The following is a 23,949-nucleotide window of genomic DNA, read 5'->3' as shown; positions in this document are numbered from 1 at the left end:
GGTCAATCCGTCGACCCGACCACTCGCCCGCCCGCGTCACCGCAGGTGAACAGCCCTGCGAGTGTCTGAAGATGAGCTCGGCTACGAGATTTGCTTGAATGGAATGTCGTGAAGTTCGTTGACCCTGAAACCCGTCGCCGCCACTTCGCCTCGAGGCACCTCCCCGGAGGTGCATCGTGGCTCTGAAGACCGACATACGCGGCATGGTGCACCACTACCCCGATTACTTCGTCGTCGGCCGGGAGAAGATCCGCGAGTACGCGAAGGCCGTCCAGTCCACCGACGGCGTCAACTTCGACGAGGCCGCCGCCGCCGAACTCGGCCACCGCGCGCTGATGGCTCCGCTGACGTTCACCGCGGTGTACGCCCTGCTGGTCCAGCAGGACTTCTTCCGCAACGTCGACGTCGGCATCGAGACGATGAACATCGTCCAAGTCGACCAGCGATTCGTCTACCACCGCCCGATCTACGCCGGTGACCGACTGCGCGCGCGGTTGGAGATCGCCTCCGTCGACGAGCGGTTCGGCGCCGACATCGTGGTGACCAGGAACGTCTGCACGAACGACGACGGCGAGGTCGTGCTCGAGGCATTCACGACGCTGATGGGCCAGCAGGCCGAGCACAGCGTCAAGATCACCGGGATGTAGCGTCCGCGGACGGCTCGGACACCCCAATGTGCTTGGGCAGCAACCCCACCAACAGTGCAGTGACCACGTACAGCGCCGCGGCGACCAGGATGACGAGTTGGGTCGCCGACGAGATCGCGTCCACGCCGCCTTCGTCCGCGCGGGCGAAGAACACGGTGCCGAGGGCCGCGAAGCCGATGGCGTTGGCGAACTGCTGCACCGCGTTGAGCATTCCGGAGCCCGCCCCCGCCTCCTCGACGGTCGCGTCGCCGAGGATGTAGTCGAAGCTCGGGACGAACACCAGGCCCGAGCCGAACCCGATGACGAACAGAGCGGGCGCGACCGTCCACGCCGTCAATGGCCCATCGGCATGGCCGAGGATCCACCACAGGCCCAGCAGGCCCGCCGCCGCGACCCCCAGGCCCGCCTGCATCGAGCTGCGGCCGAACCTGTCTGCGAGGACGGCGCCGCTGAGGCCGATGGCCACCGCGGTGCCCAACGCCCATGGGATGAGGGCGAATCCGGTGTTCAACGGGCTCCAGCCCAGGCCCAGTTGGAACAGCAGGTTCACCGCGAGCTGAAAGCCGGTGAAGGAGGCGAAGAAGGCGCCGGTGATCACCAGTCCGACCACGAAGCTGCGCCGAGCGAAGAGCGACGGCGGCAGCACCGGATGGGCGCTGCGTCGTTCCCACGACGCGAACAGTGCCGCCGCCACGAGCGCTACCGCCATCATGCCGAATGACCATGCGGGCCAACCGAACTCGCGGCCCTCGACCAGGGGCACGATTAGCAGGAGCGAGGCCAGGGTGAGCAATGCCACCCCGCCGAGGTCGACGCGCAGGTCTGGGTCCTCACCGGCGTTCCTGGGCAAGAGGAACCATCCGAGGACCACGGTCAGGATGCCGATCGGCACGTTGACCAGGAAGATGGCCCGCCACTGGCTGCCGAACAGGTCCAGGTGTAGCAACCAGCCGGCCAGGATCGGCCCGGCGACGGTGCCGAGGCCCATGATCGGCCCGAAGGGAATCAACGCCGCGCGTAACCGATCCGGCGGGAACACGACCTTCACGAGCGCGAAGCCCTGCGGAATCATCACCGCCCCGGCGAGGCCCTGCACTGCACGGGCGGCGATCAGTGACCCCACACCTGGCGCGAGCCCGCAGGCAAGCGAGGCGACGGTGAAGCCGGTCATCCCGGCCAGGAACAGCCGTCGCCGGCCGAGGATGTCCCCGAGGCGGCCCGACGTCACCAGCCCGATCGCCAGGGTGGTGGTGTACGCGGCGAGCACCCACTGCAGGGTCGTCTCGTCGCCACCGAGATCCGCGCGGATCGACGGGCCCGCGAGGTTGGCGATCGTGGTGTCCAGAAGGTCCATCAGGTCGGCGATCAACACCACGACGAGCACCGGCACCGCGCGCCGCAGCGGCAGCGTGGTCGTGGCGGTCATCGCCCGCCCGCCCATCGCCGCAGCGCGTCGTCCAGTCCCGCAGCGTCATCCGTGTCGGACGCCCAGGCGATCACGCCGTCGGGCCGGACCAGGACTCCGGTGGGGGTGCCGTCGCCGTCCGCGACGATCGTGACCTCGGTGGCCCACGGCGCGGCCAGTCGCGCGAACGTGCCGTCACGCACCCGGTCGAGCAACAGGAAGCCGCCCCCGTGACCGTGGTCGACCACACGCGATCCGTCGCGCAACCACAGATCTGGCACCATTGCGCCGGCCAGGGGGTGGCCGCCGGCGAGGTCGACACGCTGGGTGACCCCCGCGATCCTCTTGACCGCGTAGGTCGTACCCGCCGGGGTGCCCAGCAGGTCGGCGAGGACCCCGCGCAGAGCGGCCGACGAGGCGTCACCCCGCATCAGGCCCGTCTGGGCCCGCGTCCAGTCCATCACCCCGGCGCCGACCGGCCGACGCTCGGTGTCGTAGGTGTCGAGGAGCGACTCGGGCGCGCGCCCCGCCGCCACGGCGCCCAGCTTCCACCCGAGGTTCATCGCGTCCCCGATGCCCAGATTGAGGCCCTGCCCGCCGAACGGTGGATGCACGTGGGCGGCGTCACCGGCCAGCAGCACCCGTCCCGACCGGTAGTCCGCGGCTTGACGGGTGTTGTCGGTCCAGCGGGTCGGCGTCGCACGCAGTCCGGTCACCGTGACGTCGGTACCCGAGGTCCGGCGCAGGCTGGCCTGCACCTCTTCGAGGGTGACCGGAGTCGTGCGGTCGGCACGCGCGAATCGCGCACCGACGGGACCGAACTCGAGGGTGACCACCCGGCCCGGCTGCGGCCCGCAGCGGTACACCCCGTGCGCCGACCACACCCAGCCGTTCGCGAGCTTCGCGCGGTCGTCGAGGTCGACGACTGCCTGGTAACCGATGAATTCCGTTTCGTTGCCGGGGAATTCGATCCCGGCGAGTCGTCGCACGGCGCTGTGCCCGCCGTCGCAGCCCACCAGCCATCCGGTGCGCATCGGACCCGCCGAAGTGCGCACGCGCACGCCGTCGCCGACGTCGTCGAGCCCGGTGACCTCGACGCCGCGATGCACCGGTACGCCGAGACGTGCGACGTGGTCGGCGAGGAGCGCCTCGAGTCGGGGTTGCGCGAGCATGCGGCATCGGTCGGCGGCGGTGTGCGCCACGAAGTCGGGATCGGACCAGTCGACGAGGTCGGGGTCGAGGACCATCCCGGCGAAGTGGCCGGTGACGCGCGGAGCGGATTCCTGGGCGTCGGGCAGCAATCCGCGGCGGTCCAGCGCCTCGGCGGTCGCAACGTTGACCGACTGTGCCTTCGCCTCCCGATCTGGCTCGGTTCGCCGTTCGAGGACGTGGACGTCCGCACCGGCGAGTGCCAATTCGGCGGCGAGCATCAGGCCGACGGGACCGGCGCCTACGACGGTCACGGCGGACTCATTCTGCGATTTGCCATTCACGAACACTGTTCTATTAGCGAACAGTGTTCGTGTCAAGTTAGGCTCCAGGGGTGAACCCCAAGGAGCGACGCGCGGCGCGCCATCAGCCGCCCCGTATTGAGGCATCCGACGTTGCCCGACCGCGGCGCCGTAAGACTCCGCTGACCCCCGGGCACGTCGTCGACACCGCCCTGAAAGTCGTTGCGGCAGAGGGCTTCGAAGCCCTGACGATGCGCCGACTGGCAGACGCACTCGACACCGGACCCGCGTCGCTTTACGCCCACGTGGTCAACAAGGCCGACCTCGACGAGCTGCTCATGGGGCGATTGTGCGCCAAGCTCGACCTACCCGATCCCGACCCCGCGACCTGGCGGGATCAGATTCGCAGTGTGTGTACGCAGATGCGCGACCAGTACCTCCGATACCCGGGCATCTCCCGCGCCGCGCTGGCCATGGCGCCCACCGACCTCGAGATCGTGCGCGTCAACGAGGGAATGCTGGCCATTCTGCTTGCCGGCGGCATCGCGCCCCAAGCCGCCGCCTGGGCCATCGACGCCCTCTTCCTGTATGTGGCCTCGTATTGCCTGGAGGCGTCCATCGCGCGCCAGCGCGCCAGCGACGACGACACCGCGTGGGTTCTCGATCGCGACGAACTGCGTCGCCGGTTCGCCACCCTGCCGGCCGCGACCTTCCCCCACACCTCTCGATACGCCGCCGAACTCACCTCCGGCGAAGGTCACGACAGATTCGACTTCACGCTCACCTTGATGATCGACGGGCTCGAAGACTGCTGACCCCCTGAGTCGCCGCCCGCCGGTGGTGACCGCTAGCGGGGCATCGGGTGGGCTGCATAGAACTCCAAGTGCCGGGCCGCGGCGGTCTGCCAGGTCAGCGACGCCGCCAACGCGCGTCCCGGTGCCGGATCCAGCGGATGCTCGATGGCATCTGCCATCAGGTCAGCCAGCTCGGTCGGCGTCGAGCCGTAGCGGACGGTGTCACCGAAGACCTCGCGCAGCACCGGCAAATCCCGGACGACGACGGGCCGCCCGGCCGCGAGCGCCTCCATCGCCGCCAGCCCGAAGCCCTCCTTGGTCGACGGAAAGGCGAACACCGACGACGCGGCGACCAAGCTCGGCAGGTCGTCGTCGGTGACCGCCCCGAGGATGAGCGGTTCGACGCCGAGGTTCGCGCACCGTCGGTCGAACTCGGCCCGGTACTCGCGGTAGTCGAACAGCGTCTCACCGCCGGCAATGACCAGCCCGACGTCGGGAACGCGGCGCCGAAGAAGGTCATACGCCTGCACCAAGTCGACGGTGCCCTTGCGCGGTTCGATGCCGCCGACCGCCAGGACGTAGCGCCCGAGCCGTCGCCGCCATTGCGCGCGTTGCGTCTCGGCGACCGGATCGTCGGCGGCCGCATCGTCGAACCGTTGCGCTGCAACACCGTTCGGAATCACCGTCGGCGACAGCCCCCATCCGGCCCGCACCTCCGCGGCAACCGCCGCTGAGACACAGATGCGGGCGTACGGGTCGACGACGGCCTTCTCGTGGCACTGCACCAGCACGGGCGTCGTGAACTCGTCGAGGTGGTGGATCGTCCGAATGCAGTGCCCCACCGCGTTGGCACTGATGCAGTCCTGCGCATGCACGATGTCGAAGTCCTCGGGGGTGAACGCCTCTCGCAGCAACGCGATCGACCGGACGATGCGTGCCGTGACCGACTCCTCGCCTCCGTCCGGGAAGTCGACCAGCCGCATTCGGACCCGCGGGTCCACGGCACGGAAGAAGCCGCTATCGCCGTGACGGGCCAACGACCACACCGTGACGTCCGCGCCCGCCGCGGCCAACGCTTCGGCCAGGTGCAGCGTGTGCACCACGCCGCCACGGGGCTTGGTGGAATAGGTCAGCAGTGCCACGCGCATCGGATCAGCTTCCGGCGCCGACGCCGTAGGCATCCACCCGACGTTCGGCGATGTGGTTCAACACCTTTCGAGCGCGGGTGATCTCGGCCTCGACATCGACGGTGACCTTGGCCAACCCGCCCTTGGAACCGGTGTTGGCCAACACGTCGCCACCGGGACCGACGACCTTCGCCTGGCCGAGGAAGCGAAGCGCGCCCATGACGCCCGTCTGATTCGACGAGACGACGACGACCTGGTTCTCCGCCGCCCGGGCACAGTCGTAGAGGTCGAACAACCGTGCCTGCCGGTCGGCGGGCAGCCGAGACGCCCGGTCGGTGACACTGGCCGGCCAGGCCGACAGCGCGGCGATGACGTGGGCGCCGTCGAGCGCCAATGCTCGCGCGGATTCGGGAAACGTCTTGTCGTAGTCGATGAGCATCCCGAGCCGCCCGACCGGGGTGTCGAACGCCGCGAACGAGTTGCCCGCGAGGTAGGCAAGCGACTCGCCCGCGGGCTGGTGCACCTTGCGGTGGTGTCCGAGCACGCCGTCACCCGAGACGCAGATCGCCGCGTTGTAGCGTCCACCGAGCGCCTGCTCGGCGTAGCCGACGCAGACTGTCATCGGACCCGCCGCAGCGATCACCGCCGCGATCTCCGGCCCGTCGGGGTCCAACGCGGGGGGCTGGTCGTTCAGATCGGGTGCATTCAGATCACCGATGTACCCGCCGAGGCAGGCATCGGGGAACACCAGTAGTTCCACACCGTCTCGCGCGGCGGCGTCGACGATGCCGACGACCTTGCTGACGCCACGATCCAGATCGCGGCCGAAGTGCGCCGCGACCGCACCGATCGTCACGAGCACGACGTCAGGCCCTTCCCAGCCCCGTGACGTCCGCACCCACCGCGGTCGTGATGACGCCGTCGGGCCACCTCAGCCGAACGCCGCGGCGAGCCGTCAGCTCACCACAGGCGGCGGTGACCACGCCGGACGGCACTCGTGGCGCCGACGATCCGGTCTGGTTCGCGGTGAGCATGGCGTACCCGGGAAAGCACGTCAGCCACGCACCCATGTCGGCGTCCGCGGGCCGGGGTATCCGAGTCACGTCCAGTTCGGCGCCCGTCCCGCTGGCCTCGGCCAGCATTCCCATCGTGCCGACGACGCCAGCCATGCTGACGTCCTTGGCCGCCCGCGGCGCCATCCGCGCGACCAGCGTGGCCAACTCGGCGAGATCGTCGGCACTGCGGGTGCTACTCGAATCCCATTGCCTTCCATGCTGACCCGAACGCCAGCCGCCCGCGAGATCCGCGGTGAGGCGCACGGTGTCACCAGCGGAACCGCCGCCGGCGCGAATCGGACTCGACGTCCGACCGAAGGCCGTCACCGCCAACGAGGCCGGGACCCCGAGCTGGGTGTGACCGCCGAGCACGGGCACCCGCCACGCCTGCGAGGCCTTCGCGACGCCGCGCACGATGCGGGTCAACAGCGACCGGGTGGGCGCCCCAACCGCGTCGAGCAACCCGGTCGGCGCAGCGCCCATCGCGGTCAGGTCGTTGACGTTGACCAGCACCGAGCACCACCCCGCCCACTCCGGATCGCGTTCCACCATGGACGGGATGATTGCATCACACGCCGCCACCAGATCACTGCCGGGCAGCGGCACGCCGTCGTCGCCGACGAAACCGTCGGGACCCAGACCGCCTGGCACCGCGCGCAACGGAGCCAGGGCGTCGCCGAGAAACGACTTGGTGGCGTCGGCGAGACGCTGCATCCGGTGCAGTGGCCACCGCATCAGCGCGTGCGGTCGACCCGCCACCACACAGTCGCCGTGGTCCTCCCAGCCGAGCGCGCCGAACATCGCCGCGTACCGCCGCTGCACGGTGGCGTCGAAGCGCAACACGCCCGCCGACTCGGCGTGCGCGCACGCCGCGCGGACCAGGGCCGGGCCGACTCCCGAGGACCGAGCCGCCGAGCTGGTGACGAGCCGGCTCCCGGTCCACCAGCCCAGATCCGGCTCGCACCGCGGGGCCAACCGCACCCCGCCCACCACGGTTGCATCCGGGGCGACCGCCACCAGGACCACCGCGCGCGGGTCGTCGTCGACGTCATCGGCGTCGCTCCCGGCGAAGAGGTGTTGGTCGACGACGAAGGCGTCGTGACGCAGCCTGCGGTACGCCGCCAGGTCGGCACCGTCGTCCGCCCGGCGGATGAGGAAGCCCGCCGCCGAGACGGCGTGGGTGCGGGTACCGGCGAGAATCGACAGCGTCTCCACCGCCCTCACCCGCCGACGCTCTGCAACACGCCGCACGCCCCGCACGCGGCGCAGCCGGCCTTCTGGTCGGCCCCGGCCATCCCCGCCAGTCGAAGCACGTTGGCGACCTCCCTCGACACCTTCTCCACCGTGGCCGCGTCGGGCGCCACGGCACCGTCGACGTCGGTGGCCAGCGTGCCGGGGTGCGGCCGGAACGGCACCACGAAGGGGTAGACGCCCATCTCGACGAGTTCTGCTGCCCCGGCGACCAATTCGTCGGGGTCCTCCCCCAAACCGACGATGAGATACGTCGACACCTGGTTGCGGCCGAAGATGCGGACGGCCTCGCGCCACGCGTCGCGGTACTGAGCCAGCGGCACCGTCGCCTTGCCCGGCATCCATCGGCGGCGCACCTCGTCGTCCAGCGACTCGACGTGGATGCCGATCGCGTCCGCGCCGGCCTCGCGCAACTCGGTCAGCACCGCCACGTCCGCCGGCGGCTCGCACTGCACCTGGATGGGTAGGCCCGGTACAACGGCCTTCACCGCCCGCACGCACCGGGCCAGATGCCGAGCCCCGCGGTCGGCACCTGCTGACGTACCCGTCGTCATCACCATCTGGCGGACGCCGTCCATGCGCAACGCGGCCTCGGCGACCTCGGCAAGCTCGTGCGGCCGCTTCACCGCCGTCGTGGCACCCGTGCGCAGGGACTCCTCGATGGAGCAGAACCGGCATCGGTCGTCGACGCCGTAGCGCACGCACGTCTGTACGACCGTGGTGGCCAGTACGTCTCGGCCGTGCAGTCGTGCGATCGCCTCGTACGAGATGCCCTCGGCCGTCCGAAGATCGTAGAAGGCGGGACGATCGATCACACCCACCTCCAGGCCCGAGTCCTCCCCGTCGAGCAACACACGGCTGCCATCGAAGACGAAGGGGCTGTTGGCATTCAGCGGGAGTGCGGCGGCGTGACCGTCGATCATCAGGTGGCCGTCGGCGCTGGGGCCGGCACCGGCGGTGCGGCTGACGGGTGGGCGACCCCGAATCCCAAGCAGGGTCAGGTCGACGCGGGTGGAGACGGACATGACTTCCCTCGTTCTCAGCGGGCCACGGCGAGGCGGCGATGAGCGCTAGTCGCGGACTGACGTCGGAGATCGTCGATGATCGTCGTCGCAATGTGCTTGGCGTCGCGGTCGACGCCGAGGAACCGACCGGAACCCCATGTGTGCATCCACGGCAACCCGATGAAGGACAGACCCTCCACTTCGGTGACACCACGGTTCTGCATCGGCCGTCCACCGCCGTCGAAGGCGCTGGCCTCGATCCACCGGTAGTCCGGCCGGTAGCCGATCGCCCAGACGATGCTGGTGACGCCCGCGGCGGCCAGGTCGAGTTCGGTGACCTCGGCCTCGGGTTCCCAGACCGGCGTGTAGCGGGTGGCCGGCGGCGCCGTGATCTCCTCCCGCTCGACGTAGGCGTCGATGTCGGCGCAGATCGAGTTGTAGGTCCCGTCGGCCCTGTCGAGCGCGCTTCGCAGCGTCGGCTCGAAGGTCAGCTGAGTGTCCCTGCCGTCACCGAGGGTGCCGTACAACCGCATGCCCTCGGCGGCGAACCGACGCAGGTCGATGTCGCGCCCTCCGTCGCGACCGGTGACGTAGTGGTTCGTCTTCTCGATGGCCGCCTTGCCGCCGGGATACTCGGGCGCGGGCTTGTCGTAGAGCCCCATGTCCGCCAGCCAGGTCATGCAATCGCGGCCGCGGTAGAACCGGGCCACCCGCGGTGCGCTGCCGACCGCGAGGTGCACCTGCCTGCCCTCGAGATGCAGGTCCTCGGCGATCTGGGCACCGGACTGGCCGGTGCCGACGACCAGCACCGCGCCCTCGGGCAGCTGATCGGCGTTGCGGTACTGCTCCGAGTGAATCTGGGTGATCGACGCGTCCAGCGACGCCGCGAACGCGGGAAGCACGGGGATGGGATAGCCGCCGGTGGCCACCACCGCGTGGTCACACGTCAACGTCTCCTGGCCCGCCTCGGTGGCCAGCGTCAGCTCGAATCCTCCTGCGGCACGGCGACGCAACGTCGTCACGCGGGTGTGCGTGCGCAGCGGCGGCTCGAAGGTCTGCAACCATCCGTCAAGCCACCGCACGACCTCGTCGCGGGTCATGAAGCCGTCCGGGTCGGCCCCGTCGTAGGCGTAGCCGGGCAGCTTGCAATGCCAGTTCGGCGTCACCAGGGTGAAGTTGTCCCAGCGGGTGTCCGACCAGGCGTGCACCGGGGTCTTGGCCTCCAGCACGACGTGGTCGACGCCGCCCCGAAGCAGGTACCAACTCACCGAGAGGCCAGCCTGTCCGCCACCGATGACGGCGACGGAGACGTGGTCGGGGCTCATGACGTCTTCTCCAGCCCCGGGCGCATGGCGACGATGCGAATCGTGGCGTCACCGGGGAATTCGGTTGCCGTGGCGCTGATTTGCTCCGTGGTGGCAGCGGCCGAGGTGCACGCGAAGCCGAACTTGACGCTCACGCGTTCACTGGCCTCCTGCAACGCCGTCGCGGATCGGTCGACGAACTCCGCCACGGTGTAGTCAGACCCGGAGGTCAGGTAGTCGTGCATCACCAGGCTGGGCGAGTAGCAGCGCTGCACCCGGCCGTCGGGCCACTGCACGTCGAAGGTCATCTCAGGCATGGGCGAGTTCCTGCCACTGGCCGGCATCCTCGGTCACCGGGCCGTAGACGTCGGGCCGGCGGTCGCGCAGATGGAACATGCCCGCACGCATGGCGCGGAACGTACCGTCGACGTCGACCTCGGCGACCGCCATGCCACTCCCCAGAAGCGTTGTGGCGAGTACGTTTCCACCGGGGTCCACGACCTTGGCGTTGCCGACGTACCGCAGCGAGCCGAAGGTGCCGCTTTGATTGGACGCGATCCAGAACACCTGGTTGTCCAGCGCCCGAGCCGCGTCGAACAGGTTGAACCGGTACGTCCAACGGTCGTCCTGAAGGTTCTCCGCAGTCGCCGTCCGAGCCGCCGGCCACGCCGAGAGGCTCGCGATGATCTGCGCACCCTTGAGCGCCATGATGCGAGCGGCCTCCGGAAAGGCCTTGTCGTAGCAGATCTGCAGCCCGACTCGACCGACGGGCGTGTCGAAGACGTCGTAGTCCGAGCCCGCCGAATAGGACATGCCCTCACCGAGGGGTTGGTGAACCTTGCGGTAGGTGCCGTACACCCGGGTGCCGTCGAGGACTGCCGCTGCGTTGTAACGGGTTTCGCCGTCAGCGTCCAGTTCGCAGAAACCGATGGCGACCACCAAATCACCGACGATCTGCTGCACCCTGGCGATCTCGGGCCCGTCGATGCGAATTGCCGGCGGCAGTGACCGGGTCGTCGTCTTCACCGTGTCGCCGTGGTTGCCCAGCGACGAGAGGTACCCGCCGATGGCAGCCTCCGGCAACACCATGAAGTCGACGTCCGCGTCCCGGGCCTGCCGGGCCAGGGCGTCGATCAACGCGTAATTCTGTTCGAGGTCGCGAGTGAAGTTCGCCGCCACCGCTGCGAGTTTCGTCATGTGGAGTCGCCTAGACCATGTAGGTGGAATTGACGATTGCGCCCTTGCGCGCGTAGTAGATGAGCGCGTCCTGCACGTCGAGCGGATGGGCCGGGATGACACCCTCGATCAGGTCTTCTTCGCGACCGCCGTGCAGCGCGAGACCGAATCGGCAGCAGAACACCGTGCCGCCCTCGGCGATGAAGGTGGCCAGGGAGTCGTTGATGTTCTGCTCGCCGGGGAAGCCCGAGTCGCCGGTCTTCGGGAAGCCGCGGGTGGCCAGGCAGTTGATCGAGCCCGGCCCATAGAAGTAGAGGGCGGACTCGAAGCCCTTGCGCAGCGCCCTGGTGGCCTGCAGCACCGCGACGAAGCTGACCGACGATTCGTGGGCGATCCCGTGCACCAGCGTGAAGTAGCTTTCACCTTCCTCGGCCTGGTAGTCGGGGAAGATCTTGGTGCCGCCGTAGATGTTGGACCCCTTGGGCAACGACGGGTGCGGGATCTCCGCGAGGGAGGTCTTGATCTTCTCGGCGATCGAATCGTCGAACGACATGGCGGACTCCAGGATCTTCGTAGTGAGGTTTCTTCGAACTCGGCGGCGCTGCCGGCGGGCCAGGTGATCAAGGCTTGGCCCAATTAGAGAAGCCGCACGTTTCCGAATGGTCATCGCAGGAATACGTTTCGGTTATCGGCACCTCACCGTCGACACGCGCGCGTAACAATCGAGGATGCGGGTAGGTTCACCCCATGCCCGAAGGTGACACCGTCTTCCGTGCTGCGGACAAGTTGCGGACCGCATTGGTGGGCAAGGCGCTGACACGGTGCGACGTGCGTGTGCCGAAGTTCGCCACCGTGGATCTGACCGGCGAGGTGGTCGACGAAGTGCTCAGCCGCGGCAAGCACCTGTTCATCCGAGTCGGGGACGCGAGCATCCACTCGCACCTGAAGATGGACGGCGCGTGGCTCGTCGACGGTCAGATCCGCCGCGTGCCACAGCACAAGGTGCGGATCCTGCTGGAGACCGCGGACTCTCGGGCGGCCGGCGTCGACCTCGGCGTCCTGGAGATCCTGCAGCGCGAGATGGACATGGAGGCCGTGGCCCATCTGGGTCCGGATCTGCTCGGCGACGATTGGGAGCCCAGGGTCGCCGCGGCCAACCTGACGGCGGATCCGGATCGCCCGCTGGCCGAGACACTGCTGGACCAACGGGTGATGGCCGGCGTCGGCAACGTCTACGCCAATGAACTGTGCTTCGTGTCGGGGCGCCTGCCCAGTTCGCCGGTCAGCGCGGTCAAGGATCCGTTGCGGATCGTGCAGCGGGCTCGGGACATGTTGTGGCTGAACCGGTCCCGCGTCAACCGCACTACCACCGGAAACACCCGCTCCGGTGCCGATCTGTGGGTGTACGGCCGCGTCGGACGGCCCTGCCGCCGCTGCGGGACGACGATCGAATCCGACCGGGCACAGGTCACCGGCACCGAGCGGATCTCGTTCTGGTGCCCGGTGTGCCAAACGTAGAACGCGCCGAGACTACGTTGGTGCGCGATTCTCGGTGGAATCGTGCGGCAACCGTAGTCTCGGCGCGAGCGTCGGGATGGAATCAGTTCCAGGGCAGCGCCAGCTTGCAGATCTTGCGCACGACCGTGGCGAACTGTTGCGGCAGCGGCCCCTTGTTGTAGGGAATGCCGTAGCGCTCACAGATCTCCTGCACCTCGGGCGCGATCTCGGCATGCCGGAAGGCCGGGATGTCCGGGAACAGGTGGTGCTCGATCTGGAAGGACAGGTTGCCGCTCATCACGTGGAACAGCTTGCCGCCCGTCAGGTTGGCCGAGCCGAGGATCTGGCGGAAGTACCACATGCCGCGAGTCTCGTTCGCGGTCTCCTCCTTGGTGAATTCCTGTGTGCCATCCGGGAAGTGGCCGCAGAAGATGATCGCGTAGGACCAAATGTTGCGGATCAGGTTGGCCGTCAGGTTGCCGGTGAACACCCACGGGGCGAACGGACCGGCGAGCAGCGGGAAGGCCACGTAGTCCTTCAGGGTCTGCCGCTTGACCTTGCTCCAGATGCCCTTCAGCGTCTCGCGCTTGTCGGCGATGCTGATCTCGCCGGCACGGATGCGCTCGGTCTCCAGCTCGTGCAGTGCGACGCCGTACTGGAACAGGATCATCAGCAGGAACGCGTAGACGGGGTTGCCGTAGTAGTAGGGCGTCCACCGCTGGTCTTCGCTCATGCGCAGGATGCCGTAGCCGATGTCGCGGTCCATGTCCACGATGTTGGTGTAGGTGTGGTGCATGTAGTTGTGGGAGTGCCGCCACTGGTCGCCGGGGCAGGCCGTGTCCCACTCGAAGTTGCGGCTGGTGAGGGCGGGGTCGCCCATCCAGTCGTACTGGCCGTGCATGACGTTGTGGCCAATCTCCATGTTGTCGAGGATCTTCGACGCGGCCAGCATCGCGGTGCCCGCGATCCACGCCGGTGGGAGGATGCCGGCGAACAGCATGGCTCGGCCGCCGACCTCGAGTGCGCGCTGCGCCTTGATTACTCGGCGGATGTAGGTGGCGTCGCGCTCGCCGAGATCGGCGACGACGCGCTCTCGCAGGGCGTCGAGTTCGGCGCCGAAGGCGTCGGCCATCTCGGGGGTCATCGTGACGGGCTTGCCGCCGACGATCTTGGTGATCGCCTGTCGGATGGGCTTGGGCAGGACCTCGGCGACGTCGTCTTCGATGTCGGCGGTGGGCTTCTCGAGCATGGCGGTCATGGCGAACTCCTTCTCGGTTGGTTGGGTCTACAGGGCGAGTTCGACGTCACCGACGGGCACGGAGACGCAGATCTGAACGTCTTCCTCGTCGGCTGCCGAGACGGCACCGGTGATGCGGTTCTTGACCGCGCCGCTGGTCTTGCGACGCGTACAGGTGTGGCAGATGCCCATTCGGCATCCACTCTGCGGCGAGAGGCCGGCGGCCTCGGCCTGCTCGAGCAGCGAGCGACCGTCGTCGGTGACCTCGACGCCGCTCTCGGCGAATGCAACGATGCCGCCGGATCCGTCGGCCGGGACCTCGAACACCGGGGGGACGAAGCTCTCGAAGCGGGCCTGCGGGAACTGCGCACGGACGGCGTCGACGAGGGCGGGCGGCCCGCACACGTACACCGCGTCGGGAGTGGGCACGTCGACGAGATGCTCCGGTCCGAAGTATCCCGTCAGGTCACCTCCCTCGGAGGTACGCGAGAAGCCGTGGCGAACGCGGACGCCGGACAAGGTCGCGAGTTCGGCCCGGTAGCACGCCTCCTCCGGAGTGCGCGCGTAATGGACGAAGGTGACGTCGCGGTCCCCCTCCTGGCGTGCCAGGGTCCGCGCCATGGACAGCACCGGGGTGATGCCACTGCCGCCGGAGACGAACAGCACGTTGCGCGGAGGCGTCGCGGGCAGGGTGAAGTCGCCGCCGACGACGTCGAGGCCGACGACCATGCCGGGCCGGGCGTTGCGGAAGAGGTGCGTCGACACCACGCCGTCGTCGTGCACGCCGATGGTGAGTTCGACCAAGCGATCGCCCTCGGCGTTGGCCGGCGAGTAGCAGCGCGTCTGCCGACGCCCGTCGACCTCGACGGTGAGGTTGACGTGCTGCCCGGCCCGAAGGGCCGGCCCGGCCGCGAAGGCCGAGTTCGGTTCCAGGACGAGGGTGACGCTGCGTGGCGTCTGACGGCGAACCGCGACCACCTTGGCTCGGCTCTCGCCCACCGTCCACGTCGGCTCGACGAGCTCCGCGTAGCGATCGACGCCGTGCGGTCCAGTCAGCAAGTCCAGCAGAGGCGACCGCAGCACTCTGTCCCGCAGGCTCAGCGTCTTGGTTTGAGTGAACATGTGTATACCGTGCGTCCACGAACCCGAACAGTCAATGCCTTTTGACCAGGTTGTGGTAGGTTTCACAACGGTGAACGAACGTACGCCCAGTTCACGATCATCCCGTTCGGGACGGTCGGGATCCTCGCGTTCCTCCCGCGACCCGCGGTCTCGCGAGGAGCGCAAGGAGGAGACCCGGCGGGCGATCGTGGCCGGCGCCCTGCGACTTCTCGAGGAACGCAGCTTCAGCGCGTTGAGCCTGCGCGAAGTGACCCGCGAGGCCGGCATCGTGCCCGCCGCCTTCTATCGACACTTCGATTCGATGGATTCTCTCGGCCTCGTCTTGATCGACGAGTCGTTCCGCGCCCTGCGCGACATGTTGCGCGGCGCGAGAGCGGGCAAGCTCGATCCGAGTCGGGTCATCGAGTCGACGGTGGACATCCTCATCGCCGGGGTCAACGAGCGCCGCGAGCACTGGCGCTTCATCGGACGCGAACGCAACAGCGGGGTGACCGTGCTGCGCTACGCGATCCGCACCGAGATCCGCCTGATCACCTCCGAGCTGGCCATCGACCTCACCCGCTTCCCCGGTCTCAACTCGTGGAGCTCCGAGGATCTGAACATGCTCGCCAGCCTGTTCGTCAACGCGATGATCTCGATCGCCGAGGCCATCGAGGACGCCGCGGACGCCGCGGCGTTGGACGAGATTCGTCACACGGCCGTCAAGCAACTCCGGTTGATCATCGTGGGAATCAGCGGATGGCACAGTAAGGACTGAGACCCGCCCATAGGCTGAGTCGCCATGTCGCATCTCGAGTCGAGCCGCCCACGCCCCGACGTCGTCGTCCTGACGCTCAACCGGCCCGACAAGCTCAATGCGCTCAACCATGACCTCGTCGAGGAGCTACACCACGTCCTCGACGACCTCGACCGCGACGATTCCTGCCGCGTCGTCGTCCTGACGGGGGCGGGGCGTGGATTCTGCTCGGGCCTGGACCTGACCGATCCCTTCCCCGACGCCGCCAAGCGACTGCCGTTCCCGCGCTCGAGCATGCGGTGGCAGGAGCGCATCGCCGAACTGACCGTCAAGCTGAGCACGCTGCGACAGCCCGTGATCGCCGCGGTCAACGGCCCCGCCTACGGCGGTGGGTTCGCATTGGCCATGGCGTCCGACATCCGCATCGCGTCCACTTCGGCGCGATTCTGCACCCAGTTCATCAAACTGGGGCTCGGCGGGTGCGACATCGGCGTGAGCTACACGCTGCCCCGCATCGTGGGAGCGGGACAGGCCTTCGACCTGATCCTCACCGCGCGCACGGTCGAGTCCGACGAAGCCCTGCGCATCGGCCTGGTCTCACGCATCGCCACGGGCCCGGTTCTGGACGAGGCCATGACCGTCGCCGAAACACTCTGCGGTTACGGCACGTTCGGTCTCGAGTCGACCAAGCAGGTGCTGTGGGCCAATCTGGAGGCACCCAGCCTGCAGGCGGCGTTGCACCTGGAGAACCGCAGCCAGGTGCTGTCGACCACGACGGGTGAACTCGAGGAGGCGACGGCCGCGTTCGCCACCCGCAAGAAGCAGTGATGGCCGCCTACCCTGAGATCGAACCGTATGCCTCCGGCCTACTCGACGTGGGCGACGGCCACCAGATCCATTGGGAGGCATCCGGGAACCCCGGCGGCGCACCTGCCGTCCTCGTGCACGGCGGTCCCGGGTCGGGGTGCGTACCGGGAATGCGGCGATCCTTCGACCCCGAGCGATACCGCATCATCGCCTTCGACCAACGTGGATGCGGCCGCAGCACGCCCCATGCCGCCGACGCCGCAGTGGACCTGGCCACCAACACGACTCATCACCTAATTGCAGACATGGAGCAGCTCAGAGAGCACCTTGGGGTGGAACGTTGGTTGCTCGCGGGCTGGTCCTGGGGCACGACCCTGTCGCTGGCCTACGCCGAGCGGCATCCCGACCGCGTCACCGCCCTCGCGCTGACCGCCGTCACCACCACCGGTCCAGCCGACGTCGATTGGATCACCCGCGACGTCGGCCGACTGTTCCCCGAGGCATGGTCTCGCTTCCGTGACCAGCTGCCCGAGGCGGACCGCGACGGCAACCTCGCCGACGGTTACGCCCGATTGCTGGCCGACCCGGATGCGCGGGTGCGCGAGAAGGCTGCCCGGGACTGGTGCGATTGGGAGGCCAGCCACGTCGACGTCGACGGAACCCGACCGCCGCCGGCGCGCTATGGCGACCCCGTGTACCGAATGTGCTTTGCGCGCTTGGTCACCCATTATTGGCGGCACGCCGCCTGGCTTCCCGCCGGGGAACTGCTGCGCGACGTCGGGCGCATCGCCCACCTGCCGGCGGTGTTGATCCACGGTCGCCTCGACCTGAGCTGCCCCTCCGAGACTCCGTGGCAGCTTGCGCAGAGGTGGCCAGCCGCCCGCCTGCACTTGGTGCCGGGGGTGGGACACAGCTCCGGTGGCGTGATGGCCGAACATCTCGTCGACTTCCTCGACGACGTCAGCCGTCAGGTGTGACCAGCAGTCGTTCGGGGTGGTGGAGGTAGTTGATTCGGGCTTGGCCGACGTCGAGTTGCGGGGGTGGGATCCACTGCACCACCCCGTCGACGAGTGCGACGGTCCAGCCGGTTTCGGCGAGCCGGTTGTCCCCGCCGCAGGTGAAGGTGACGTCGTCGATGTCGGTCTGCCCGTTGTGGGCCCAGCCGGTCATGTGGTGCACCTGGGTGCCGTACCCGGGGACGGTGCAGCCGGGCTTGGTGCACCCGCGATCGCGGGCGTGCAGCACGATTCGTTGGGCTGCTGAGGCGAGGCGTTTGGTGCGGCCGAGGTAGAGGGCTTGATTGGTGTGCTCGTCGAACACCGCCAGGTAGTGGTGGGCGTGGGCGGCCATCCGGATCAGGTCCGCCATCGGCAGCAGTGACCCGCCGCCGGTGACCCCGGACCCGGCTCCGGCTTCGAGGTCTTGCAGGGTGGTGGACACGATGACGGTGACGGGTAAGCCGTTGTGCTGACCGAGTTCCCCCGATGACAGAACAGAGCGTCCGATGGCGACGAGCGCGTCGTGGTTGCGCTGCCCGACGCTGCGGTCATCGCCGTCGATCTGCTCTGCCGACGGGGTGCCGGAGGTGCGAGGTTCGTGATCGGCCGGGTTGCACATTCCGGGTGCGGCCAGTTTGGCGAGGATCGGCTCGACGACCGCCCGGGCTTCGGGGCCCAGGAGCCCGGTGAGCCGGCTCATCCCGTCGGCCTGCTGCGGCCCCAATCGCAGGAATCGTTTCCGGGCGCGGTCGGAGTCGTCGGGCTCGGGGCCGTCCTGGTCGATGGCGACGGCGAGCTTGTCCGCAGCGCGGCGCAACTCCTCGGGGCCGGTGGACGATCCGATCGTCACCAACGTCTTCTCCGAGAGGTCTCGCACCTCGGGGTCCACCCAGCCGGGCAGCCGGTCCAGGAACCCCGTGATGACGGTGATGTGTTCGGGTCCCACCGCTCCGCGGGCTTGGGCGTCGGCGGTAGGTGCCAACGTCGGTTCCAGGGGTGCTCCGGTGAAAGTGGTGCGGGGTCCGAGGTCCTCGGCCTCGCGTAACCGGCGGCGGGCTTCCTTGCCGGAGATCCGCAACCGTTGGGTGAGCACCGAGCCCAACGACTTCGCGCCCAGTTCCGCCGGCGAGGCTTCGCGTTGCAGCCGGGCGATCACCCGATGCCCGACCGCAGGCAGCTGCCACGTCACGCTCTCGAGTTCACCGAGCAGTTCCACCAATTCGCGGTGAGTGAACTGGTCGCAATCCAGCTCGAGGAGATCGCCGAGCGCAGCGCGGATTCCCGCGACTACTGCGGTGACCCGAGCCGAACTCATACTCGAACACTAGTACGACCCACCGACAAGAAAGGCTACCCTGTGACATCTGAAACCACTGTGACACAAGGGATTTACCCGAAGACGGTTCGCTCAGAGGCGGGTAAGCCTACCTAGCGCGGGGTGCCGCCGCCATCGACGATGATCATCGTTCCGGTGATGAAACTGCCTGCGTCCGAGCACAACAACAGCGCGGCACCCACCAACTCGTCGGGTGTGCCCAACCGCTTCATCAATGTTCCACGGGTCATGGCGTCGATCGCCTCTTGGGGATTGTTGCGCATCATGTCGGTGTCGACGGGCCCCGGCGCGATCGCGTTGACCCTGATGCCATCTGCGACGAAGGCCGCCGCCATCGAGCGCGTATACGACATCAGTGCCGCCTTGCCCGCCGCGTACATCGACAGGTCGGCGGCGAACCCGAACGCGCCGACCGACACGATGTGTAGCACCGCCGCATGATCGCTCTTCTTCAAGTGCGGCAACGCCTTCTGCGTCAGGAAGACCGGGCCGCGGACATTGACGTCGTTGGACTTGGCCCACGCCTCGGGCGTCATCTCCCCGAGCGGCTGGGCCAATGCGTTGGCGGCGTTGTTCACGAGCACGTCGAGACCGCCGAACTCCGAGAGCGTGCCCTCCACCAGAACGTCGAAACCGTCGATGTCCCCGGCGTGGACGGGGATGCCGATGGCGTGACCGCCCAGGCGACGGAGATGGGCAGCGGTCTCCTCGCACGCATCGGCCTTGCGGCTGGCCACCACGACGTTCGCACCGGCGAGCACGAAGCCCTCCGCCAGCGCGAGGCCGATGCCCCTGGTGCCGCCCGTCACGACGACCGTGCGGCCGGTCATGTCGAATAGTGTGTCGAATGCTGTGCGATCCACGACGGTCAGTAGACCACGTCGCCCCGAAGCGTCCGGGCACTCTCGAACGAACGGCCCACCTTCGTGACCGGATCGTCGAACTCCAGCCGCTGAGCCAGCAGCTGCAACGGCCGCGTGAAATCGTGCGCCGCCACGTCGACCACCTCGGGATACAGGGAGTCACCGAGGATCGGCACCCTGAGCGAGGCCATGTGCACCCGTAGCTGATGCGTCCGCCCGGTGCGCGGAGTAAGCCGGTAGAGCCCGTCGCCAAGGTGCTCGACCACCGTCTCGGCGTTCGGTTCGCCGTGCTGCTCGAAGGCCTGCAACCGACTGCGCTCCTTGATGATTCGGCTGCGGACCACCCTCGGCAACGTCAGCGCCGGATCGATCGGCGCACGCGCCAAATAGGTCTTGCTCACCTCGCCGCGGGCGAACATCGTCTGATAGGCCCCGCGAACCTCCCGTCGCACCGTGAAGAGCAGCACCCCGGCGGTCAGCCTGTCCAGCCGGTGCGCCGGTGCGAGGTCCGGCAGGTCCAGCGAGCGGCGCAGCCGGACCAACGCGGTCTCTGCGACGTGACCGCCGCGTGGCATCGTCGCCAGGAAGTGCGGCTTGTCCACGACGAGCACGTTGTCGTCGCGGTACAGCACCGGCACCTCGAACGGGACGGCGACCTCGTCGGGCAGGTCGCGGTACAGGTAGACGTCCGCATTCGGCGGCAGGACCGTCGCCGCGCCGACGACGGTTCCATCGGCGCAGACCACTTCTCCGGCAAGCACTTTCGCCGCCGCGGCCTCGCCGAACCGATTGGCGAGTTCGACGAGCACGGCACCGCCGCGCAACCGCACCCGCACCGGCCCGAGACCGTCCCGGACCGGAAGAGGCGCGGGACGCCTCACGTCAAGGGCACCGGCTCGAGGATCTCGGCCCGCGCCTCGGGGGCGGCGGCGCGCAGGGCGTCGGCCGACTCGTCGTCCGGCTGAGTCTGCGACACGACCTCGGCCTCGACGCGGGCGGTGTAGGTGTTCACCTCGCGGTCGACGTCCTCGGCGCTCCAACCCAGCACGGGGGCAACGACTTCGGCGACCTCGCGGGCGCAGTCGACCCCACGGTGCGGATACTCGATGGAGATCCGCATCCGGCGCGCCAGGATGTCCTCGAGGTGCAGGGCACCCTCGGCCGCGGCGGCGTAATACGCCTCGACCTTGAGGTAGACGGGCGCCTCGGTGATGGGCGTCAACAGCTCCGGCCGGCCCTCGGCCATCGCCAGCACCTCGCCGATCAGCGACCCGTAGCGATCCAGCAGATGCCGCACCCGGTACGGGTGGAGGTCGTAGTGCGCGCCGACGTGTTCGGTTTGGTTGATGAGGGCGAAGTAGCCGTCGGCACCCATCAGCGGCACCTTCTCGGTGATGGACGGCGCCACCCGCGTGGGGACGAATTCGGCTGCGGCGTCGATCGCGTCCTCACCCATCACCCGGTAGGTCGTGTACTTGCCACCGGCGATCGCGACGAGGCCCGGCGACGGCGTGGCCACGGCGTGCTCCCGGGACAGCTTGGAGGTCTCCTCGCTCTCACCCGCCAACAACGGACGCAACCCGGCGTAGACGCCGTCGATGTCGTCGTGGTTCAGCGGGGTCGCCAGCACGGTGTTGACCGTCGTGAGGATGTAGTCGATGTCGGCCTTGGTCGCGGCGGGGTGCGCGAGGTCGAGATTCCAATCGGTGTCGGTGGTGCCGATGATCCAGTGCGCCCCCCACGGGATGACGAACAGGACCGACTTCTCGGTCCGCAGGATGATCGCGACCTCGCTGACGATGCGGTCGCGGGGAACCACGACGTGCACGCCCTTCGAGGCACGCACCCGAAAGCGGCCGCGCTGCTTGGACAGGGCCTGGATCTCGTCGGTCCAGACGCCGGTGGCGTTGACGACGACGTGCCCGCGGACCTCCGTCGACGCCCCGTCCTCGGAGTCGCGCACGCGTACCCCGGTCACCCGGTCACCCTCACGGAGAAGCGACACCACCTGCGTCGACGTCCGGACCACCGCACCGTAGTGCGCGGCCGTGCGGGCCACCATCATGGTGTGGCGGGCGTCGTCGACCACGGTGTCGTAGTAGCGGATCCCGCCGATCAGGGAACTGCGCTTGAGCCCGGGCGCGAGACGCAGCGCACCCGCCTTGAGCAGATGCTTCTGTGCGGGCACCGACTTCGCGCCGCCGAGTTGGTCGTAGAGGAAGATGCCCGCCGCGACGTAGGGCCGCTCCCAGAGCCGCTTGGTGAGGGGGAACAGGAACGGCAGCGGCTTGACGAGGTGCGGGGCCAGCGTGGTCAGCGACAACTCACGTTCGTGCAACGCCTCCCTGACCAGACCGAACTCCAGTTGTTCGAGGTAGCGAAGGCCGCCGTGGAACATCTTCGAGGAGCGGCTCGACGTGCCGGAGGCGAAGTCACGCGCCTCGACCAGCGCCACCTTGAGCCCGCGGGTGGCGGCGTCCAGGGCCGCCCCGGCGCCCACGACGCCACCCCCGATGACGACGACGTCGAACTGCTCGCTGCCGAGACGATCCCAGGCCTGAGCTCGCCATTCGGGGCCGAGGAGGGTCTGGCCGTTGCCCGGGCCGGGGATGGGGTCGACTGCGCCGATGGTTCGCTCACGAGCGTCGCTCACGGCCATGCACCTTCTCGTTACTCGTCGGTAGGCGTACGCCTGCGAGCCTACGTGGCTTCAGTCCAGATCGTCGTGAGCCATCAGGCGACGTGCCGCCTCGACGGTCGAGCCGGACAGCGACGGATACACCGACAGCGTCTGGGCGAGGTCGGTCACCGAGATCCGGTTCTGCACCGCCAGGGCGATCGGCAGGATCAGCTCCGAGGCGATGGGCGCGACCACGACGCCGCCTATGACGACGCCGGTCGCCGGCCGGCAGAAGATCTTCACGAAGCCGCGGCGCAGCAGCGACATCTTCGCCCTGGCGTTGGTGGTCAGCGGCAACATCAGGGTGCGGGCCGGAACCGTCCCGTTGTCGATGGCGGTCTGCGGCACGCCGACCGCGGCGATCTCCGGCCTGGTGAACACCGCGGCGGCGACGGTGCGCAACCGGATCGGCGAGACTCCTTCGCCGAGTGCGTGATACATCGCGATGCGGCCCTGCATCGCGGCCACCGAGGCCAGCGGCAGGAGCCCGGTGCAGTCACCGGCGGCGTAGATTCCGGCCGCCGACGTCCGCGAGACCCGGTCCACCGAAAGGTAATTGCCCCGGCTGAGCTCGATTCCGACCCTCTCGAGGCCGAGGCCCTCGGTGTTGGGCACCGAGCCGACCGTCATCAGAGCGTGGCTGCCCTCGACCTTGCGGCCGTCGGCCATCGCCACCACGACGCCCGTCGCGGTGCGCGTGACCGAGTCCGCGCGGGCGTTCTTGACCAGCTTCACGCCGCGTTCGTTGAACGCCTCCTCGAGCACCGCGGCGGCGTCGGAGTCCTCGTGCGGCAGGATCTGGTCGCGGCTGGCCACCACGGTGACCTTGACGCCCAACTCGGTATAGGCACTGCAGAATTCGGCGCCGGTGACGCCCGATCCGACGATGACCAGGTGTTCGGGCAGCTCGGAGAGATCGTAGAGCTGGCGCCAGTTCAGGATGCGTTCGCCGTCGGGCGCGGCGTTGGGCAGCACCCGGGGCCGGGCGCCGGTGGCGATCAACACGACGTCGGCCTTGAGCACGCCGATCTTTCCGTCGGGGGTGGTGACCTTCACCCGGTGGTGTGCCATGCCGGGAAGGTCGTCGACGAGTTCGCCGCGGCCGTGCACGATCGTCACGCCTTCACGGAGCAGGTTGGAGCCGATGTCGGCGGACTGTGAGCGGGCCAACGTCTTCACCCGGTTGTGGATCTGCGGCAGCGAGATCTTGGCGTCCTCGATCTTGATGTCGAAGCCGAGTCCGTCGGCACGCCGGAGCTCGGTGCGCACGCCGGTCGAGGCGATGAACGTCTTCGAGGGCACGCAGTCCCACAACACGCACGCGCCACCGATGCCGTCGGAGTCGACGATGGTCACCTGCGCGACGTCTGGCCCGCGTCCCGCGGCGACGAGTGCAGCCTCATACCCGGCGGGACCGCCGCCGATGATCACGATTCGGGTAGCCACGGACACAACCTAG

The 23,949-nt window shown here is 68.6% G+C and carries 23 protein-coding genes; 6 read left to right on the top strand and 17 right to left on the bottom strand.

The window, feature by feature from the left end:
- Window positions 1-176: 176 nt before the first annotated feature.
- Window positions 177-647: a (3R)-hydroxyacyl-ACP dehydratase subunit HadC gene (hadC, locus tag ABZ195_RS08840; RefSeq protein ID WP_355216755.1), complete on the top strand. Its 471-nt coding sequence runs from the start codon at window positions 177-179 to the stop codon at window positions 645-647.
- Here hadC and ABZ195_RS08835 read toward each other — a convergent pair.
- Both ABZ195_RS08835 and ABZ195_RS08830 read right to left on the bottom strand, forming a co-directional pair.
- Complete coding sequence (locus ABZ195_RS08835; RefSeq protein ID WP_355216753.1) at window positions 634-2,073, bottom strand: MFS transporter; 1,440 nt, start codon at window positions 2,071-2,073, stop codon at window positions 634-636. The two genes, hadC and ABZ195_RS08835, sit on opposite strands and share 14 nt — an antisense overlap.
- Complete coding sequence (locus ABZ195_RS08830) at window positions 2,070-3,515, bottom strand: FAD-dependent monooxygenase (protein ID WP_355216751.1); 1,446 nt, start codon at window positions 3,513-3,515, stop codon at window positions 2,070-2,072. Before ABZ195_RS08830 ends, ABZ195_RS08835 begins: the two co-directional genes overlap by 4 nt.
- 80 nt (window positions 3,516-3,595) lie before the next feature.
- Between ABZ195_RS08830 and ABZ195_RS08825 the strand changes: the two genes are divergently transcribed.
- Window positions 3,596-4,318 (top strand): TetR/AcrR family transcriptional regulator, encoded by a 723-nt coding sequence (locus tag ABZ195_RS08825; protein WP_355216749.1) that lies wholly within the window; start codon window positions 3,596-3,598, stop codon window positions 4,316-4,318.
- A 32-nt stretch (window positions 4,319-4,350) separates the two neighbouring features.
- Here ABZ195_RS08825 and ABZ195_RS08820 read toward each other — a convergent pair whose 3' ends face one another.
- The 8 genes from ABZ195_RS08820 to ABZ195_RS08785 are packed head-to-tail and all read right to left on the bottom strand — an operon-like array spanning window position 4,351 to window position 11,767.
- Complete coding sequence (locus ABZ195_RS08820) at window positions 4,351-5,445, bottom strand: MSMEG_0565 family glycosyltransferase (protein ID WP_355216747.1); 1,095 nt, start codon at window positions 5,443-5,445, stop codon at window positions 4,351-4,353.
- Between the two features lie 4 nt (window positions 5,446-5,449).
- Window positions 5,450-6,280, bottom strand: a complete 831-nt coding sequence (locus ABZ195_RS08815; RefSeq protein ID WP_355216745.1) for a carbon-nitrogen hydrolase family protein — start codon at window positions 6,278-6,280, stop codon at window positions 5,450-5,452.
- Between the two features lie 10 nt (window positions 6,281-6,290).
- Window positions 6,291-7,694 carry an MSMEG_0567/sll0787 family protein gene (locus ABZ195_RS08810; protein ID WP_355217047.1) on the bottom strand — a complete coding sequence of 468 codons (1,404 nt, stop codon included), beginning with the start codon at window positions 7,692-7,694 and terminating at the stop codon, window positions 6,291-6,293.
- 5 nt (window positions 7,695-7,699) lie between these two features.
- Window positions 7,700-8,755, bottom strand: coding sequence for an MSMEG_0568 family radical SAM protein (locus tag ABZ195_RS08805; RefSeq protein ID WP_355216743.1), 1,056 nt, complete (start codon window positions 8,753-8,755; stop codon window positions 7,700-7,702).
- A gap of 14 nt (window positions 8,756-8,769) precedes the next feature.
- On the bottom strand, window positions 8,770-10,059 hold the full coding sequence (locus ABZ195_RS08800) for an MSMEG_0569 family flavin-dependent oxidoreductase (RefSeq protein ID WP_355216741.1): 1,290 nt from the start codon (window positions 10,057-10,059) through the stop codon (window positions 8,770-8,772).
- A complete protein-coding gene (locus ABZ195_RS08795) occupies window positions 10,056-10,355 on the bottom strand; it encodes an MSMEG_0570 family nitrogen starvation response protein (protein ID WP_355216739.1) in 300 nt (99 codons plus the stop codon). Before ABZ195_RS08795 ends, ABZ195_RS08800 begins: the two co-directional genes overlap by 4 nt.
- Window positions 10,348-11,235, bottom strand: coding sequence for a carbon-nitrogen hydrolase family protein (locus ABZ195_RS08790; protein WP_355216737.1), 888 nt, complete (start codon window positions 11,233-11,235; stop codon window positions 10,348-10,350). The genes ABZ195_RS08795 and ABZ195_RS08790 overlap by 8 nt, the downstream gene beginning before the upstream one ends.
- Before the next feature lie 10 nt (window positions 11,236-11,245).
- Window positions 11,246-11,767: an MSMEG_0572/Sll0783 family nitrogen starvation response protein gene (locus ABZ195_RS08785; protein ID WP_142553523.1), complete on the bottom strand. Its 522-nt coding sequence runs from the start codon at window positions 11,765-11,767 to the stop codon at window positions 11,246-11,248.
- A 194-nt stretch (window positions 11,768-11,961) separates the two neighbouring features.
- On the opposite strand from ABZ195_RS08785, the gene nei2 reads away from it, so the two are divergent.
- On the top strand, window positions 11,962-12,732 hold the full coding sequence (gene nei2 / locus ABZ195_RS08780; protein WP_355216734.1) for an endonuclease VIII Nei2: 771 nt from the start codon (window positions 11,962-11,964) through the stop codon (window positions 12,730-12,732).
- Between the two features lie 82 nt (window positions 12,733-12,814).
- Here the strand turns inward: nei2 and ABZ195_RS08775 are convergent, their stop codons facing one another.
- Complete coding sequence (locus tag ABZ195_RS08775) at window positions 12,815-13,960, bottom strand: acyl-CoA desaturase (protein WP_355217046.1); 1,146 nt, start codon at window positions 13,958-13,960, stop codon at window positions 12,815-12,817.
- A gap of 36 nt (window positions 13,961-13,996) precedes the next feature.
- Window positions 13,997-15,070 carry a ferredoxin reductase gene (locus tag ABZ195_RS08770; RefSeq protein WP_355216733.1) on the bottom strand — a complete coding sequence of 358 codons (1,074 nt, stop codon included), beginning with the start codon at window positions 15,068-15,070 and terminating at the stop codon, window positions 13,997-13,999.
- Between the two features lie 70 nt (window positions 15,071-15,140).
- Here ABZ195_RS08770 and ABZ195_RS08765 point away from each other — a divergent pair, with 70 nt between their 5' ends.
- The 3 genes from ABZ195_RS08765 to pip are packed head-to-tail and all read left to right on the top strand — an operon-like array spanning window position 15,141 to window position 17,590.
- Window positions 15,141-15,827, top strand: coding sequence for a TetR family transcriptional regulator (locus ABZ195_RS08765; RefSeq protein ID WP_355216731.1), 687 nt, complete (start codon window positions 15,141-15,143; stop codon window positions 15,825-15,827).
- A 24-nt stretch (window positions 15,828-15,851) separates the two neighbouring features.
- The gene (locus ABZ195_RS08760; RefSeq protein ID WP_355216730.1) at window positions 15,852-16,634 is read left to right on the top strand and encodes an enoyl-CoA hydratase-related protein; all 783 of its coding nucleotides are present in this window, start codon (window positions 15,852-15,854) and stop codon (window positions 16,632-16,634) included.
- Window positions 16,634-17,590: a prolyl aminopeptidase gene (pip, locus tag ABZ195_RS08755; protein WP_355216729.1), complete on the top strand. Its 957-nt coding sequence runs from the start codon at window positions 16,634-16,636 to the stop codon at window positions 17,588-17,590. The genes ABZ195_RS08760 and pip overlap by 1 nt, the downstream gene beginning before the upstream one ends.
- Here the strand turns inward: pip and ABZ195_RS08750 are convergent.
- The 5 genes from ABZ195_RS08750 to ABZ195_RS08730 all read right to left on the bottom strand — a co-directional run bounded on the left by ABZ195_RS08750 (window position 17,574) and on the right by ABZ195_RS08730 (window position 23,936).
- Window positions 17,574-18,926: an HNH endonuclease signature motif containing protein gene (locus tag ABZ195_RS08750; RefSeq protein ID WP_355216727.1), complete on the bottom strand. Its 1,353-nt coding sequence runs from the start codon at window positions 18,924-18,926 to the stop codon at window positions 17,574-17,576. The genes pip and ABZ195_RS08750 overlap by 17 nt on opposite strands.
- Window positions 18,927-19,039: 113 nt before the next feature.
- Window positions 19,040-19,810: an SDR family oxidoreductase gene (locus ABZ195_RS08745; protein ID WP_355216725.1), complete on the bottom strand. Its 771-nt coding sequence runs from the start codon at window positions 19,808-19,810 to the stop codon at window positions 19,040-19,042.
- A 5-nt stretch (window positions 19,811-19,815) separates the two neighbouring features.
- A complete protein-coding gene (locus ABZ195_RS08740; protein WP_355216723.1) occupies window positions 19,816-20,691 on the bottom strand; it encodes a pseudouridine synthase in 876 nt (291 codons plus the stop codon).
- Entirely contained in the window at window positions 20,688-22,439 is a 1,752-nt protein-coding gene (locus tag ABZ195_RS08735) for a glycerol-3-phosphate dehydrogenase/oxidase (protein ID WP_355217044.1), read from the bottom strand. Before ABZ195_RS08735 ends, ABZ195_RS08740 begins: the two co-directional genes overlap by 4 nt.
- An 81-nt stretch (window positions 22,440-22,520) precedes the next feature.
- A complete protein-coding gene (locus tag ABZ195_RS08730; protein WP_355216722.1) occupies window positions 22,521-23,936 on the bottom strand; it encodes an NAD(P)H-quinone dehydrogenase in 1,416 nt (471 codons plus the stop codon).
- Window positions 23,937-23,949: the final 13 nt, after the last annotated feature.

This window comes from Mycobacterium sp. NPDC006124, from assembly GCF_040614235.1.
Lineage (GTDB): Bacteria > Actinomycetota > Actinomycetes > Mycobacteriales > Mycobacteriaceae > Mycobacterium.
Note: the sequence above shows the minus strand (reverse complement) of the source record. Positions and strands in the feature narration are given on the sequence as shown.